The 17,547-nt window shown below is 30.9% G+C and carries 12 protein-coding genes; 4 read left to right on the top strand and 8 right to left on the bottom strand.

The features are described 5' to 3' along the window. Positions 1–680: 680 nt before the first annotated feature. Positions 681–3,725 carry an AAA domain-containing protein gene (locus ACPDHL_RS12460; RefSeq protein WP_430533084.1) on the bottom strand — a complete coding sequence of 1,015 codons (3,045 nt, stop codon included), beginning with the start codon at positions 3,723–3,725 and terminating at the stop codon, positions 681–683. Between the two features lie 605 nt (positions 3,726–4,330). Between ACPDHL_RS12460 and ACPDHL_RS12455 the strand changes: the two genes are divergently transcribed. Next, complete coding sequence (locus ACPDHL_RS12455; protein ID WP_430533083.1) at positions 4,331–4,627, top strand: hypothetical protein; 297 nt, start codon at positions 4,331–4,333, stop codon at positions 4,625–4,627. Between the two features lie 35 nt (positions 4,628–4,662). Here ACPDHL_RS12455 and ACPDHL_RS12450 read toward each other — a convergent pair whose 3' ends face one another. Beyond that, a complete protein-coding gene (locus tag ACPDHL_RS12450) occupies positions 4,663–4,956 on the bottom strand; it encodes a helix-turn-helix domain-containing protein (RefSeq protein WP_430533082.1) in 294 nt (97 codons plus the stop codon). A gap of 1,205 nt (positions 4,957–6,161) precedes the next feature. On the opposite strand from ACPDHL_RS12450, the gene ACPDHL_RS12445 reads away from it, so the two are divergent. The 3 genes from ACPDHL_RS12445 (at position 6,162) to ACPDHL_RS12435 (ending at position 13,188) form a co-directional block, all read left to right on the top strand. Beyond that, complete coding sequence (locus tag ACPDHL_RS12445) at positions 6,162–9,230, top strand: SusC/RagA family TonB-linked outer membrane protein (RefSeq protein WP_430533085.1); 3,069 nt, start codon at positions 6,162–6,164, stop codon at positions 9,228–9,230. Positions 9,231–9,308: 78 nt separating this feature from the next. Further along, positions 9,309–10,607, top strand: a complete 1,299-nt coding sequence (locus ACPDHL_RS12440; protein ID WP_430533081.1) for a RagB/SusD family nutrient uptake outer membrane protein — start codon at positions 9,309–9,311, stop codon at positions 10,605–10,607. Beyond that, a complete protein-coding gene (locus tag ACPDHL_RS12435; RefSeq protein WP_430533080.1) occupies positions 10,597–13,188 on the top strand; it encodes an alpha/beta hydrolase family protein in 2,592 nt (863 codons plus the stop codon). The genes ACPDHL_RS12440 and ACPDHL_RS12435 overlap by 11 nt, the downstream gene beginning before the upstream one ends. An 80-nt stretch (positions 13,189–13,268) precedes the next feature. Here ACPDHL_RS12435 and ACPDHL_RS12430 read toward each other — a convergent pair whose 3' ends face one another. The 6 genes from ACPDHL_RS12430 to ACPDHL_RS12405 all read right to left on the bottom strand — a co-directional run bounded on the left by ACPDHL_RS12430 (position 13,269) and on the right by ACPDHL_RS12405 (position 17,487). Beyond that, positions 13,269–13,562 carry a DUF6520 family protein gene (locus tag ACPDHL_RS12430; RefSeq protein ID WP_283829013.1) on the bottom strand — a complete coding sequence of 98 codons (294 nt, stop codon included), beginning with the start codon at positions 13,560–13,562 and terminating at the stop codon, positions 13,269–13,271. A gap of 51 nt (positions 13,563–13,613) precedes the next feature. Continuing rightward, positions 13,614–15,086, bottom strand: coding sequence for a MauE/DoxX family redox-associated membrane protein (locus ACPDHL_RS12425; RefSeq protein ID WP_430533079.1), 1,473 nt, complete (start codon positions 15,084–15,086; stop codon positions 13,614–13,616). 73 nt (positions 15,087–15,159) lie between these two features. Next, complete coding sequence (locus ACPDHL_RS12420) at positions 15,160–15,804, bottom strand: response regulator transcription factor (protein ID WP_060873512.1); 645 nt, start codon at positions 15,802–15,804, stop codon at positions 15,160–15,162. Further along, positions 15,801–16,547, bottom strand: a complete 747-nt coding sequence (locus tag ACPDHL_RS12415) for a sensor histidine kinase (RefSeq protein ID WP_430533078.1) — start codon at positions 16,545–16,547, stop codon at positions 15,801–15,803. Before ACPDHL_RS12415 ends, ACPDHL_RS12420 begins: the two co-directional genes overlap by 4 nt. Next, the gene (locus tag ACPDHL_RS12410) at positions 16,532–17,170 is read right to left on the bottom strand and encodes a hypothetical protein (RefSeq protein ID WP_430533077.1); all 639 of its coding nucleotides are present in this window, start codon (positions 17,168–17,170) and stop codon (positions 16,532–16,534) included. Before ACPDHL_RS12410 ends, ACPDHL_RS12415 begins: the two co-directional genes overlap by 16 nt. Next, on the bottom strand, positions 17,167–17,487 hold the full coding sequence (locus tag ACPDHL_RS12405; RefSeq protein WP_155092812.1) for a hypothetical protein: 321 nt from the start codon (positions 17,485–17,487) through the stop codon (positions 17,167–17,169). The genes ACPDHL_RS12410 and ACPDHL_RS12405 overlap by 4 nt, the downstream gene beginning before the upstream one ends. Between the last annotated feature and the right edge of the window lie 60 nt (positions 17,488–17,547).

The following is a 17,547-nucleotide window of genomic DNA, read 5'->3' as shown; positions in this document are numbered from 1 at the left end:
ATCACTGGCACAGTTTGACCGAAATCACTGGCACAAGTACTCCGAAATCACTGGCACAAATCGAAACGGAATATCCAATTACATCTTGGCTGTCTAAAAGCTCTTCTCCATCTATAGCTTGAGTTTTTATAGGGAGGTCTTTTATATGTTCTGACAAATGATCGAAGCGCGTCATAATACGTTCCATCCATAAAAGGAATTCTGTGCGATCTATATTCATAATGTTAGAATTTAATGGGTTAATTAAATTTGTTAGCTAACATTACAAAACAACAAAGCTTGGCAAGATAAATCTGCCAAGCTCTGCCAATGGGTGGATTATTAATTAGTAATGAAATCTAAAATCAAAACAAATTATTTTGCTATAAATATTAGCAAAACAGTATTTTAGAATAGCTATTTTTTAGCTAAATTAGCAGTAATTAATTCTTTTTAAACTTATTAGGATATGGGAATCAAACCTGGACCAAAAAGAATTGCTATTTCAACAGGTAAACCTGACAGACGTCAGAGAGACAATAAAGATACTCCTGGAAATACACCTTCACTTAAGCCTCATAAACATAAGAAAGGTGATTAAAAGCAATTAAAAAAGCACTGTTTTGTCAAGCAGTGCTTTTTTCAATTGTTAATTATAATACAGTAATCAAAAGATTATCAACTCTTTTGATTACTGCATATTATTTCAAAATACTAGCCATTACATTAAAATAATCACAAGTAGCCCATAATTTTTTATTTCCAATAACATAAAATCGCTTTTTAGCTCTTGTAAGAGCTACGTTTAGCATATTTGGTTTCTCACTTGCCCAGTTTCTAGCACCTGTTGATTTTGGGTTGCTCCCTAATACTAAAAAAACAACATCTGCTTCTTTACCCTGAAACTTATGTATTGTCCCACAATATACCTTATTGTCATATTTAAAAATTGTCTCACAATACATTGCTATCGATTTAAATGGAGAGATAACATAGATATCTTCCCTAAATCCAGATTTTCTCAACTGATTAATTTTTTCTTGTAAAAAATCTATTTCTCGAACAATTACATGTTTGTTCTCAAGTCTAACTTCCTTATTTATATTAAACCAACACGATGCACCTAGAAATTCTTCTTTTGAATTTTCATTTATTGCTTTAACCATTTGGCCACTATAAGCTATTTTATTCGCTATTGCAAACATAGGATCATCACATCTTCTATGGGTTCTAAGTGGGAAACCTGTCCATATATTTATATCAGAATCCCCTATTCTCATATAAGTACCAAGTTTCGAAACCCTATCAGCTAATTGCTGTACAGATACCTTAGCACAAGACCAATCTACTGGAATATGGTACTCTTGTCTTAATCTCTTTAAAAGAGCTATTGGCATTGTAACTACTGGTTCAACTTGTAAGGGATCTCCTACTATTACACAGCGTTTAGACCTATGCATTAACCCTACGGCAGATTGTGGTGTCGCTTGTCCCGCTTCATCTAAAAGTAACCAACCTATTTGTTGTTTATTCAAACTTGAAAATAATCTACTTGCAGAGGCTAAAGTTGTAGAAATCACTGGTACACATAAAAAAAAGGTATCCCAAAGATTTTGAGTCATTCTATCATTCGTTTTAATCACTCCCTGCGTCATTTGAAAATAAGCATTAAGATTATTTCTAATATTCTTTGCATTGGCAAGAATCGCATTTTCATGAAGCTTTAGGGCTGATAAAAATATTTCACTTCTCAATTGAGCAATTTTTTTTGAATGATAAGGGTTTAAAAGATGAAGATCTGTTATGCTTTTTTTATAAAATACTTTGTCAAAAATATTTTTAGTATCAATTTCATACTCATGGTTAAGTGTCTTTTTTAATTCGTCATAATCATTAAAAAACTCCTTCAATTTTACAAGATGTATCTTAATATCGTTCTGTTTAAAATTTATATCCTTTATTTTATCTTGACAAATATTAAACAAGTTATCTAAATCCCTTAACTGATTATTAATCTCTTTTAATTGACTAAATATTTCCTCTGCCTGGATTTTCCATAATCTATAGTTCTTCGTTTTTAATAGTTTTTGAAAAAAGAAAAAACTAGGTTTACTAGCCATTAATAACTCTACACTAGTCTTAATTGTATTTGCATTTTTTTCAGCCCTGACTTTCTTGTCTAAAAGATTATCTTTCTCTTGTACTAAACAAGATAACGTATATTCAAGTTTTTTTAATTGACTTAAATACTTCTCTTTTAACTTTACGTTATTCAGGTATTTTGGCAATAATTCGTGAAAATAACTTGAATCACGTTGAAAATCCTTAAATAATTGTATTAGGTGTTTAAACTTTTTGTTTTCTTTTTCAAACTCATGTAAATATATCTCTGATTTATCATCATTCTTGTATATACTGTAAAGCAAAGCCTCAAAACCAAAAGAATCCTCTTCTTTGTTTGATTTCCAAAAAGCTTCTCTAAATCTAACCCTATTTCTACTATTTCCAAGCGGTGCAGCTAAAACCCCCCAGCTTTGTTCTTGAATTAGTTCTGTAGCGCACTGAGAAAAATAACTAGCATGTTCAAATACACAAGTATCAATCTTAGCCTTAGCAGGTAGTTCTTTACTTATATTCTCTACGGCAGCATTATTATTACTTGCCACAACTATTCCAAAGTTCTGTTGAAGTTTAGAATTGAGTCCATAAGTATATAAATCATAATCAGTCTCTTTCTTAATTTTAGTATACCCTGGTTCAAAAATCTTAGTAGAACCAAGTTCAGATATAACTTGAGCTCTTTTTACAATAACCTCAGCAATTACGTCTAATAGTAATGTTGTTTTCCCCGTTCCAGGAGGTCCATTCACCCCTTGTATCCCCTCTTCATGCTCAAGGTTGGAAAAGATAGTATTGACTGCGCCACTTTGAGCTGTATAAAGCCCGTATTCCGTTTTAGATGGCCATCTTCCCATAGTTAATAAAGCGGGACTAATAGAATCAAAAAGAACTTCTTTATTCTCTATCAAATCAGATCGGCTCTCTACTTTAGGTTCCAAGGTTAAATATTGCTTTAAACAACTACTAAAATCACTTGTTTTTAAATTAATCAAATAATTTAAATCATCTAGATAAAAACTATTTAAAAATCCAACCACAGGTTCGCTATCTTTATAAACTTCCTCAGTTAATACAAAAACCTTAATCTCATCATCATACCAAGGGGCTAAATTCGATAAATAAACAATTTCTGTTTTTAAATGATCCCAATGAACTACCTTATCTCTTGAGCTTAAATGGGTTTGTTCAACCTGAGATTCTGATATATTGTATCTTTCTAAAAAATCTTGCTTTACTTTAGTTAGCTCTAAAGAAATAGTAGATAACTCCTTATTTCTTTTAAGAGCATCTATGCCTAATACATAACTAGCTAATACATAACTATCTTGTTCTATATAACCTTGTTGATTTATTATTAAAGCAGATAAACAGCTAAATCCTTTTGTTGGCTCTTCCCAATCAGTGCTTTCTGTCTTAAGCAAGGTATTTAACTGATCAATAATAAGACTATTATCTATCTTTCCAAAAAACAAAGTGTATCTCCATTGATAATTCTTTTTAGGCTCTCTTTTAGCTTTTAACCAAGGTAAATCACCATTTTGTAATGGTATGGAATCTTTATTAAAGCTAGGAAGATCAAATATCTCTACATCTCTCCAGTATTTTAATATATCATTTTGTCTCAAATCTGTCTGTCCTTAATTTCTTTAAGTACATTACACCTCTCAATTGCGTAATATTCCGAAAGAAGAATTACAATTTTAATAATAACTTAATCAAATAAACTAGCAGAATCTTTAGCATCTACTTAACTTAAAAACATTATTTTTTTGTGTTAAGATTGTTTTTTTCTTTAAAAGATTCGCAGTCTAAAAGTAAAAACTTTATTAAGACTTTCCAAAGGTAGAAATGTCAAACATGTTTTTATTTTAGTTTAAGGTGACGAATTGAGATAATTCTGCACTTGGTACTGAGTTATTCAAGAGAATTATAGCATTTTAATTCATTGAAATGAATATGCTTCACCTTGCTTTGAAATACTACAAACCTCTATCTGTACAGTCTCTCAGTAGACAACAAAGAGTTTCAAAATAAAGGAGGATTTATTGTGTTCGTCTATTAGCTAAATACTTACAATGCCTTATCTATCTATAATGGGTTTATTAAATATTCTATTCGAGATTTTTTCAATTACTCTATTTTATCATTTATTACAAATAAATCACGATTAGTATGTAAATTTTATAACTTAGAGGATTACTAGATTATCATATTTCTTAAACAACATAATATGTATATTTTTTTAATACTAGGAATTTTGTCTTTACTCTCAGGAATCGGACTGATTTATTGGATAAATAGAAGAAGATTTTATCGTCGAAATGTAGCAGGTTTAGAAGGCTTCTCAAGCTTTGAAGCTTCTTTATTCATACGGTTTATAGAACGTATTGGTAAATGGCTTGCTTACGCATTAATTCTTTTTAGTCTGTTTTTATTTTATCTTCATTCTTTGGAAAAAGAAAGAATTGAAGATAAAAAGCAAAGGATAGAGATGAGTGATAAAGCTTCAAAAATAGAAACTAACTAAATATAAATGTTTAGTCTTTTTTTTAATAAATATTATTATTCATTTACTTCTTCTTTAGCAGCTTGCCATTCTGAAATATATTTGTTTACATCAATTTCGACATTGAATATAGTTACTTTTTCCATTTCCAATCCTTTTGCTAAAATTATTAATTTGTCCAATGTAGGATTCGATACCCCTCGCTCTAATAATCCAATATAATTTTTTGTAAGATCTATGCTTTTATCTGCTAACTCTTGTTGAGAAATATAGTCTTTATTGTAATCTGAGCTTTTTACTGTCTCTCTAATTCTCCTAATTCCTTCACCAAGCTTTTCTTTTTCTGTCATCTCTTTAACTTTTTTATAAAATTCTCATTTATATAAAAAACTAATGGAACGATATATCGTTCCATTAGTTTTTTTACTATATTTGCTTTATATCTAATTCAGAAACAGATATAAACAAAGTCTTAATGACATATAAAATATAAGCTAAAGCTTATTTATTTCTCGCATTAGAAAACTGGCACTTTTCATTTTAGCAACGAGAAAATAAGTATCTTAGCCCATGACCTAGGCATGGGCTCACTTATTCGTTGCATGGTATGCCAGTACCTCTAATGCGAATAATGTGAGTACCCATGCCAACTTTTTTATATAGGTTTGTCATTTACTTCTCACTTTATTGAAATTTTTAAGTTTCGCTTTATATTTAAAATACTACAGACTTCTAATCAATACCGTCTCCCAATTTGGTATATAGAGGTTTTAAAACAAAGGTGGATTTGTTTAGTGTTCGTTATTTTATGAATGCTTGCAATACCTTATCTATCCTTAATGGACTTATCGAATGTTCTATTCGAGAATTTATCAATTATTACATTTTATTAAAACAACAAATTAGTAACTAAACTCACATTTAGCCTATGATTAAATTTTAGTTTAACTAAATCACATTGTTGTAGTTGTATCTAGCATGACTTGTTTAATGTTGGATAGCTACCCTATTATCTATTTAGTTAGCATAATACACTTTTTACGCTAGGTCCAAAAACAGTTTTTGGATGCGTACAGGATATCTATTGCCTTTTAATTCACATCTATATAATTCGTTCATCCATTCGGTTATAAGGCAATATTAATTAATTAATTAATTAGTTAGTAAGGGAAAAATGCTATGAAATAAGACTTTCCTACTGTTCTATTATTAATTATTAATCACACTTAAAACTATTTTATTATGGAAAAAACCGCTTACTATCTTGGTGTATCTAGGTTGGTTATAATGTAGACGTCAGCCAGTGGTAAGCACAAAAACTCACAAAAAATTGTGTGGCTTAAAGGGAGTTTTGAGCCATGCTAAAAGTCCATGGCTATCTCCTTGCTCTTTTGCATTTTGGGAGACGTGCTTAGAGTGAAGGAGATAGTTTTTTATTATCTATTACAAATTATCCATTAACTAACCTTTTGGTACAACTGGCCGATCAAAGTACTACGGCAATATGAATCTTGATGATTTAAAGGCTTGTTGTATCAAAATCAATTATAAAATTATGAAAACTCAAATATTGACCACTTGTGGTTATAGGATAGCTATGCTTGTTGGCTTTTTAATTAGCTATCCAACTTATGCCGTATCAAATGATAATCATTTGCTTTTTAGTGCTTCTTACCTATTGCAAGATAAGCAGCAAGAAAGAATTATAAAACTCTCAGGAACCGTAAAGGACGCTCAAGGTGTTCTTGGTGGAGTAATTGTATCTGTTGGAAACAAAACTGTAGCTACTGATCTTGATGGAAAATATACGATTGATATAGCTGTTGGAGATCGGATTACGTTTTCAATGCTCGGCTACAAAGAGCGATCCATGGTGTACTCAAGTAGTATGGGGTCCGTTTTAAATATTGAACTACTTGAGGATAATACTACCCTTGAAGAAATTGTAGTTAACGCTGGATACTATACGGTAAAGGATCGAGAGCGCACGGGAAGCATTGCAAGAGTGACTGCAAAGGATATCGAGTTTCAGCCGGTTTTGAATCCACTTCAAGCCATTCAAGGTAGAATGGCTGGTGTTAGTATTACTCAAAACACGGGGGTTGCTGGCGGAGGATTTGATATACAGATTCGGGGTCGAAATAGTCTTCGCAATTATCAAAACAGTGCTCTAAATGGTAATACACCACTCTATGTTATTGATGGAGTAGTGATTCCAACTAGTAACCTTCCAAATTCAACATTGTCTACAACTATTCTTCCCATGAGTGAAACTAATATTCTAAACGCTATAAATCCAACGGATATAGAAAGTATCGAAATATTAAAAGATGCTGATGCTACAGCTATTTATGGTTCGCGAGGTGCAAATGGAGTAGTTCTTATAACAACTAAGAAAAATAAATCAGAACAGCTTTCTTTTACACTCTCCTCTTCTACATCGTTTAGCAAAGTTGCAAATAAAATGAAGCTCTTAAATACTAAGCAGTTTAACAAAATGAGAGATGAAGCTTTTAAAAACGATAAAATTACAACCTATCCGGCAAATGCCTATGACATGAATGGTATTTGGGATAGGAATCGATACACCGATTGGCAAAAAGAACTTATTGGAGGAACTGCACTTAGTCAAAACATACAACTAGGAATAAATGGAGGAAGTGAAACAACCCACTTTTCTGGTTCTGTAGGTCAAGCAACCCAGACCACAGTATTTCCAACGGATAAAGGGTTTAAAAGAAATGCTTTTCTTATCAATGTAAATCACAAAAGTAAAGATAGTAGATTTCAACTCAATTCATCAACTAACTATGCTTTACAAAGCAATAATCTTATAGCAGAAGACCTAACTACTAAGGCACTTACGCTTTCACCCAATGCACCAAGCTTATATAATTCTGATGGTAGTTTAAATTGGAGTTTTGCAGGAGATACAAATCCTATATCATCAATGTTTGAAACCTATGAGAATGATAATAGTAACCTTGTTTTAAATATTGATTTAAATTATGAACTATTTAAAAATACATTTTTAAAACTAAATGCTGGTTACAATAGAACTAATACTCAGGAAAAAAGACTTACTCCTCATACAATATATAATCCTAAGAGAAATTATACTTCAGAGGAATCTACTGCGGAAAACACTTTTAGAGATGAAAAGTCCTATATAGTTGAACCTCAAATTAATTACTCATTTAGCAAAGATAAATTAACAGTAAACACTCTTGTTGGGATGACATATCAACAAAGTAATACTAGTGCTTTGCATTTAGTAGGATATGGTTTTCAAACTAATGATTTTATCTCAAATATTGGTGCTGCTAAAGCTAAAGGAATTGCACAATCATCAAATTTAGAATACAAATATGTCGCTGTTTTTGGAAGGTTAAACCTAAACTATAATAGTAAGTATTTGCTTAATCTTACAGCTAGACGTGACGGTTCATCTCGATTTGGAAACAATAATAAATTTGGAAATTTTGGTGCAATAGGTGTGGCATGGGTATTTTCAAAAGAACAGTTAATTAATGACTCTTCATGGCTTAGTTTTGGAAAACTTCGAGCGAGTTATGGAACATCAGGTAATGATAATATTGGGGATTATCAGTATCTAGACACTTATGAACTTAATATCAACAAGTATGATGATCTCACTGGACTTAGTCCTTCAAGACTTTATAATTCTAATTTTAGTTGGGAAAAAACTAAAAAGTTGGAAACAGCTCTAGAGGTTGCTTTGTTTAATGATAGACTACAATTTGAGCTTGCTTGGTATAGAAATACATCATCTAATCAACTTGTTGGAATTCCTCTGCCTGGTACTACAGGATTTCCATTTATACAAGATAATCTTAAGGCAACAATTGAAAATAAAGGTTGGGAGTTTAGTTTAAACGCTGAAAACATTAAAACAAAAAATTTTACTTGGAGAACTAACTTCAATATTTCTTTTCCCAAAAACACATTGCTTTCTTTCCCTAACCTAGAGAGTTCTACTTATGCAAATCAGTTCATTATAGGAAAAAGTACAAGTGTTAATCGATTATACAATTTTGAAGGAATTGATCCATTAACGGGGTACTATACATTTACAGACTACAATAACGATGGAAAAATAACAGCAGCTGATGATAGACAAAACATAAAAGAAAGAAAACTTGATTATCATGGTGGAATTCAAAATACATTGATATACAAAAATATTAGTCTTGATTTTTTATTCCAATTTGTAAAGCAAACCAATTATAATTACAACTATAATTTAATTATACCTGGTTCTATTGTCAATCAACCTGTAGAAGTACTTAACAGCTGGTCACCTACAAATCCAAATAGTCAATATGGAGCATTTACAACAGGGGTAAATTCTACTATAATGAATCAACTCAATACTTACAAAAATAGCAATATGGTAATTGGAGATGCATCCTATATCAGACTTAAAAACATCTCTTTATCCTATGTTTTAAAGTTACCAAAAATAGAATCTTTAAAAATATACGTTCAAGGACAAAACCTTTGGACAACCACAAACTATTATGGGCTAGATCCAGAGTTTACCGCCTATGGTTATCTTCCTCCACTTAAAACATACGCCTTTGGTGTACAATTAACTTTTTAAATTGAAACAGTTATGAAACAACTACGATATACATTCATATTGCTAATAAGCATACAAATATTTCAGTCTTGTGAGAAAATGATTGAAATAGACTTACCAACAGATCAAATCAGTACAGAGAATTTGTTTAAAGATAAACGAAGTGCAACTGCTGCTTTAACTAATTTGTATATAAATCTTAGAGAAACTTCTATTTATAGTGGAAATAGTCAAGGTATTGGTTCTGAATTAGGTTTATATACAGACGAGTTAGAACCTATATCAATACCTCCAACATATGATAGTGCTCTACTCTACAACAACAATATAGATCCCACAAGGCTTGTACTTGCAACCTTCTGGAATACTTCTTATGCCCATATTTATGCTATAAACTCTTTTATAAATGGTGTAACAATATCAAATGGAATTTCAGAAGAAGAAAAAAAGGAACTTCTAGCTGAGGGATACGTCATAAGAGCAATGTACTATCAAGCATTAACACAACTCTTCGGGGAAATCCCTTATACAACCTCTACAGATTATAAGTATAATACTACAATAAAAAAAATAGTCCCTATAGAGGTATTAAACAACTTGGAAAAAGATTTACTTATCACTTTAGAAACTCTTACTTATAATGATAGATCTTCTAATAAATACTACCTTAATAAAGCGGTGGCTGAACTTATTTTAGCTAAAAACTATTTACTTCAAAAAAAATACGATAAAGCCGAAATCTATGCAAGACGTGTCATAGATAATCCTTTATACAGTTTAGAGACGGATTTATCCTTAGTTTTTAAAAATACAGCTAAAAGCACGCTATGGCAGTTAAGTAATAATAATCCAACCTCAGCAACTTATGAAGCAAGTAACTATATCATGCTAGTAGATGATTGGCTTTATAAACTTAGTAGTTCTTTACTTACTTCATTTGAAAGTAATGATCTTAGAAAACTTTCTTGGATTAAAGAATACTCTAATAACGGAACAACAAGCTTCAATTACAAGTATAAAAATAACATCAATAATACAGATGAATGTTCAGTTCTTTTTAGAGTAGAAGAGGCTTACTTTATATTATCTGAAGCCCTTATTTATCAAAACAGAGAAAAGGAGGCTATTGCTTATCTTAACAAGATTAGACAAAGAGCTGGGTTAGCTAATTTACCAAATAGTTTAAGCAATGAAGAGACGCTACTAGCCATGCTAGAAGAAAGTAAAAAGGAATTTTTCTTAGAGCATGCGAGACGTTTCTTTGATTTAAAAAGAAATAATAAACTATCACTTTTAAAAAGTTCAAAACCCAATTGGCAAGATAAACATGCTTTACTACCCTATCCAGAAAAAGAACTACTTATCAATCCTAATCTAAATCCACAAAATGAATACTAGAATCTGTTTTATCTATCACCTTATACTCTTTTTATTAGGTACTTTATCATTAAAGGCACAAATAAGTACTGATAGTCTAAAGTATAGTGAGCTTAGAAATGAAGTCCTCTCTAATAGTGGTAAGTTAGCTGTTGTACGTAAATACTGTAAATTCGATTCTAATAGAGATAGTATATTTATTTATAATCATGGCAAACAAATCCTCGGTAAACAAACCAATTTCCTATATGAGAAATTTAAAGACAACTCTTTAACAAGTTATAATCGTAACAAAAAAGAACTCGAAATATTTGATGGTAGTACCTTAAAAACGCATATTATTTCTACTATAGATAAACCTGTAATCATTCAAGAATACGGACTTATTTTTTATCTTGATTTAAGTACTGATGCCTATAAATTAATCAAAGTCAATCAAACCAAAATAGAAGAAATTTGGAGCTGTTCTAAAGACCTCATTGCTTTTACGAGCATAAGTGATAATCAAAAAATTCTTCTTATTCAATACAGCAATTTTGAAAAAGGAATTGAACTAATCAATCTGTCTAATTTAAAAAAAAGTAGGAATCGTGAAATAACTCACCCTATCAGACATGCGATTTGGAGTAAAAAACATCCTGTGGTATTTCTTTTTCCAACAACAATGAGTGATAATAAATTTCCCTATTTAACTTTTTTTAATTACAACAATAATAAAGGTGAAAAACAAATTTTAGGTGATGATACCCATTTTAATGATTTAGAGGCTATAAGTGGTAGTAGCTTTAAAATGACTCAATTATACTCTATTGGTCAACTTCCTTACGATGCACAAGAACTTGAAATTTGGAGTACAAACGACCGATATTTAGGAAATGTACTTGCTAATTCCAAAGCCAATATTAATGAATTAAAAACAAATGGTTTTGTTATTTTTGATTACTATAATAAAAAGGTTAGCCATCCCGAAAAATTAAACGATCATGATGCTGTTCCTATCAATGAGAAAACACTACTGGTTTTTGATTCTAATCAATATCTTGATTACACCCATCAATGGTCTTCAAGACCTCGTGACATAAGTCTTTATGACCTTCAAAATGATACATTAACTATCATTACAAAACAACAAGTATCTCCTTTTAACACAACAAGCTTATCCCCAAGAGGAACTTATTTTGTATATATTAAAAAGGATGAAATGTATTTTTATAATACAAAAAATAAAATCATTGAAAACAGTTATAACCTAAAAAGTCGTAACAATGTGTTAGAAGTATCTAAACTGAGAACTTGGTCTAAAGATGAAAGGTTTTTCTATTTTGAATCTAATTCTAATCTAATACAATACGATACAAAAAACAAAAAGTTTAAAATAGTTTTAGATGGTAGTGATAAAGACACCAATTATAGAATTCTAAATTCAACTGTTGAAGGCCTTTTTAATACAAACAGTGAATTACATCATCAAACAATTTCAAATAACAGTGATATATTGCTAGTTCAAAAACTAAATAATAATGATCAGATTCAATCACTTATATTGATTGATAAGAATAAGCAAACCACTATCATTGATAATACGCAAGATCGAATTTCAGATGTAAAGTACAGTAGTGATTTTAATACAATTACTTATTGTCTAGAAAACTTTAATAAACCCAAAACAGTTTATATTTATCAAAACAGAAAAACTAATCTACTTACAAAAAACACAATGCCACAATCACTTTATAATTGGAAAAAACAGAAAATAGTTTCCTACATGGACCAATATGGTAATAATTTAAAAGGCGTTTTGTTTTATCCAAAAAACTATCATCCAAACCAAAAGTATCCTATGATTACACGTATCTACTCAATACAACTTCACCGTAAGACAGAATTCAATTATCCTACTAATTTGAATGATGATGGTTTTAACACAACACTTTTTCAAGAAAACAATTATTTTGTCTTTTTTCCTGATATTATTGATATCGAGCAAGGAACTGGATTATCAGCTCTGCATTGTGTAGAAGAAAGTATAAAAACAGTACTTGAGAAAGAAAAGTCAATTGACAAAGAAAAATTAGGTTTATTTGGCTTTTCTCATGGTGGATATGAGACAAATTTTATTATAACTCAAACAAATTTATTTAAAGCAGCAGTAAGTGGATCTGGTAATGTCGACCTTGTGAAATCTTATTTCTCGTACAATGAAGACTTTGTTTCTCCTTTCTTTTTTCAATTTGAAAATGGTCAATATAGGATGCCTAAAACCTTTAAACAAGATAAGGAAGTATTTCTTTCAAACTCTCCTATCCTATATGCAGATAAAATCACAACTCCCCTACTTACTTATACAGGTAAAAAGGATGAAAATATTCACTGGGAACAACAAAAAGAATTCTTCATTGCAATGCTAAGATATAATGTACCTCACATAGCCCTATTTTATAAAAATGAAGGACACGGTCTTCTAAAAAAAGAAAACCAAACCGATCTTACAAAAAGAATAATGAACTGGTTTGATTATTATTTAAAGAATAAAAATACAAAGGAAACACGTTGGATTAAATATTATACTACTTTCGAAGAAGAAAGATTAATTATAAACTAAATCTATTCTTAAGATTACATTTGAAAAATTAAATGAGGGCGTCTATTTAGACACCCTCATCTTCTTTGAACCTACCTATATCAAGGTTTTTGTATTCTACGCAATTGTAATGTACATACAGTTTGCCCTGAAATAGGGTCAACCGTTTTACCATATAATGGATGATTTGTGCTTCCATCAAACCATGTACATAATTCTACTCCTTGAGTGTCACACATATCTTTTTGTTCACACACAAGCCCCTTAGAATCAATCTTTTGATATCCTGGCACTACGGCTAATGTGTTTTTCATCGCATTAGTTGCAAATGCTGCACCAATAGCTAGTACAAATACTGCAATTGGCATTACTGCTGTTTTAAAAAACTTTTTCATCTTACTAAAATTTATTGGTTGATAGCTTATTTTTTAAAGTGAAGCCAAACTTTACTCAAACTTATCTGTTAGTGATTTGGCCATTCGATAACGGACAAGCTTTTGATCAAATAAACCATAGAGATAATGGTCTGTGACAATTAAATCAGTAAGCTTGCTATCCCCTAGGTGATAGATATAAAAACTAGCTATATAATTGTCTTTTTTAAAGTCGTAGATATCAACAATACTAGCTTGTTTCCAGATAGCTTTGGACTCGTTTTGTCCAAGAGAATTTGATACAATAAACAAGAGATTGTTTTTAACCACTACTTTTTTGTTTATAGCGCTTATAGGTGTTGTCATTTTGTTTTCTCCTGTACTTAGTTTAGAAGAAGTTATAGTTACAGCTTTAGTTGTATCTATAGTGTGCCGTTGACTAATTAAATCCAAAGTTTCACTAACCAAAATGTATTTATTCTTATAAAAATAAGTATAGAGCAACGTCTTGTGTTCTTTACTAAAGCTAAAAATACCATCGCTATCAAATACTCCATCAGAATCACTCTCTAGCAAAGTTGAATTTAAAAAAACTCTTGGAGTAGTCTTAGTATTAATTAGTCCTAAAATATTATTGTAGTCTTCACTACTTTGACTTTTAATGGCAATAGAGGTTGAATCTAAAGGGATATAATCGGTAAAATAGGCTTCTCTAAAACTGAATATTTCTGTAGTCTTGGTCTTTTCATTGGAATTAAGCATCCCTTTATAGACAATTGGAATTGAACCATCTGCTAAATAGAAATTGGGATAATCAGTCTTTAATCGTAAATATCGATATCCAAATTGTGTAGAGTCAATTTGAATAGTGAAATCTTCTCTATTTAGAAGTGAATCAACACTTATAAAAATAAGGGGAGATACACTATTACCTAAATAAACTTTGTTTTTATTATAGCCTGAGAAATAAAAAGTATTTACGCTTAAATCTAGGGTATCATCCTCTACCACGCCGTGAGGCAAATACCTCCTAATAAAAGGATTCTCTTTTTTTATAATATGTTCAGAAGAGAGAAAAAGTAGAATAACAAGTAAACTATTAGCTATTGTTATGAGGATTGATACAAGATAAAATCGTTTTCTTTTCTGATCATGAAAAAATAAAGCAACTAAGGCCAGTAGACTTACAATGATATTAAACCAAAGATGCTCAGTCCATCCCATTTTTTCAAGTATTCCACCACAAGAACAAGGGATGAAATCGCTGTAGTTTAATATCAAATAAATATAGAGGGTAAATGCAACCATAAGCCCATAACTAAGATAAAGCCCTAAAAGTCTTGTTGTTTTAGTACAAAGCAGTAAAGCAAATAATAGTTCGGCTCCTAGCACTAAATAAGCAATGATATTGGCGTAAGCGCTAAGCAGTGGGGACTGTGTTAGTTGAACCTGGAAGGCTTCAAAGGTAATGAGCTTACTTATGGCTGCATATACAAAAAGTAAAATATAGAAGTAGGATATTATAAGGACGTATTTGGCTTTCATAGTCGTTGCATTTTGGGATAATCAAAACTACAATTCACTATAATTCAAATCAATACGTATTTTTACTATAAAATCATTCAATGTCTTCCAGAAGAAGATATCCATTAGATAAGGCATACATAAGAACACCTATAAAACTAAAACTTTTCGTTTTTTCAAGTAATGCTTCTTTGTGTTTCTCTACTGTTCTTGTACTACAACACAAAGTATCTGCAATTTGTTTTGCGCTGTATTGTAAGGCAAAAAGCTTTATAATACTCAGCTCTCTTTCAGTGAAATAAGTCGTCCCTTGGCTAATATTATTTAGATTTTCTTGAATTTTGTGATATACTTCTTTATCGTAATAATAGCCTTTTTTGCACACCACTTTTATTGCTTTTTTTATAGTAGCTGTATTGGCTACCTTGGAAACGTATCCCGATACATTACAAGCAATCATACGCTTGATATGTCCAATATTAGTGTAACTACTTAAAATGATAATCTTTATGTGTGGATATTGTAAATTAAGCTCTTTTGCCGTTGTAAACCCATCCATTACAGGCATACTGATATCCAAAAAAACAACATCTACTTCTTGTGTTTTTAAATGCTCTAAAAGCTCCAGCCCGTTAGATACACTTACAACTAATTCTACATTTTTTATAGCATCCAGTGATAAGGCAAAACCTCCCCTATACATTACATGATCATCAGCTATGGCTATGCGAATACTCATAATCTGTCTATTTTAATACTTATATCATTTTTCCCTTGTTTACTCTTGTGAGTAAACATGGCCTTTATGTGTTGTGTTCGAGTTAAGATATTTACAAGTCCTATCCCTTTTTTCTCCTTGCTCAAAGCCATAAAGTCATAGGCAATTCCATCGTCTTTTATCTTTAAAAACAAGTGATTTATATTCCAATACGCCCCGATTGTTACCTTAGTTGCTTTGCTGTGTTTTAAGATGTTCTGGACAATTTCCTGCAGACTTCGATAGAGTTCAATCTTTTGGGTATTGGATAAAACAAACGTCTGTTTATTAGTGGTGAAATCAATTTGAATCAAACCAACTTTCTGAATTCTGCCAACATATTGTTTTATTATATCAACAATTCTATACTCTTCTATATCGGAAGGATATAGATTGTAACATAGATTAAGGGCATTTTGATAGCTACTTTGAACTGCTTCTTTCAAAGAAGTGATTAAATACTCCTCTTTATTTTTGTCCTGCTTACTGTCTAGATGCTCCATGTATTTTAATACAGCTGCTAGATCACTACAGATTCCATCGTGTATCTCTTGAGACAAAGCTCGCATCTGATGATGCTCAATCTGAATTCTTACGTTTTGCTGCTGCTCTAATTGACGTATCATTCCTTTTTGATAGATATAGATCAAAACTAGTACTAAACTAAAAAGGCAAAGTGTCATAGCAGTACCAAGCCAAAACATCAAGGTTAAATCATTTTCCATACTCCTAGAATTATCATTATTCGAAAAAACAAAGTAGCGATCACATTTACAATCCAATAATCATATAAATACAGATTCAAACTATAAACATGTGGCACTAAAACAAAAAAGAAAATTGTATTGAGGTAATACATAAAAAGCCCAACAATAAAATAAAATGCAGGGGTATTATAAAGCCTTACAACACTACGACGGCTAAACAATTGGCCTAGCCAATAAAAAGTTCCAGCAAAAACCAACACACTCACCCCTATCTTGCCAATTGATTTACTTTTTAATACATCAACAGGAAATACAAACCAAAAGGTATATAAATACACCAATAAAAAAAGACTTAGATAGACAACTAAATACCTACTAAGTCTTTGATTAAATATGAATTTAAAAAAGTAAAAGATAACTAAAAACTCAAACAGTGTATAAATTTGAAACCAATAATCGTTATTAATTTTTAGAAAATAACTACAAACAAGTTCATATCCACTTGCCAAAGCCATAAGTCCAATTAACGGTAAATACCCCCGATATTGTTTTGTAAAAACTCTGTCTTTACAAAACAAACCTAGGATTAAAGGAATCAACCCAAGGGTAAGGGCGATATAGACTAGAACTTGATAAATCACTCTCTTTTTATTAATTCACTTTTTTTGGGGCAGATTCTAGGACATGGAACGAGTTCCTCTAAAAGAGTCCCCTTAGTTAAGTCTTCTTGATTACTATCCACTCCCACTAAAACCATATTGGCTTGTGAGCTATCTGGATCCTCACCTAAATAAATTCGAAGACCAATACAATCGTTTTGTGATAATATCAGATTTAATTTATCTAGTCCCACAAAAAAGGATTTAGTCTTTTCTGGGTGCTCGCTTTGATAGGTATGCGTATACTCTATTGCTTGTTCTAAGGTAATTACCTTTCCACTTTGACTGCTGATACTCATAATACTACATGTTAAAATTATGAAATAAATCTCTGAATTAATAACAAAATTCGCAATACG

Source organism: Myroides sp. C15-4 (assembly GCF_050522745.1).
In the GTDB taxonomy this organism is placed as follows: Bacteria; Bacteroidota; Bacteroidia; order Flavobacteriales; family Flavobacteriaceae; genus Flavobacterium.
The sequence above is the reverse complement of the archived record's forward strand: the minus strand, read 5'-3'. Positions and strand labels throughout refer to the sequence as shown.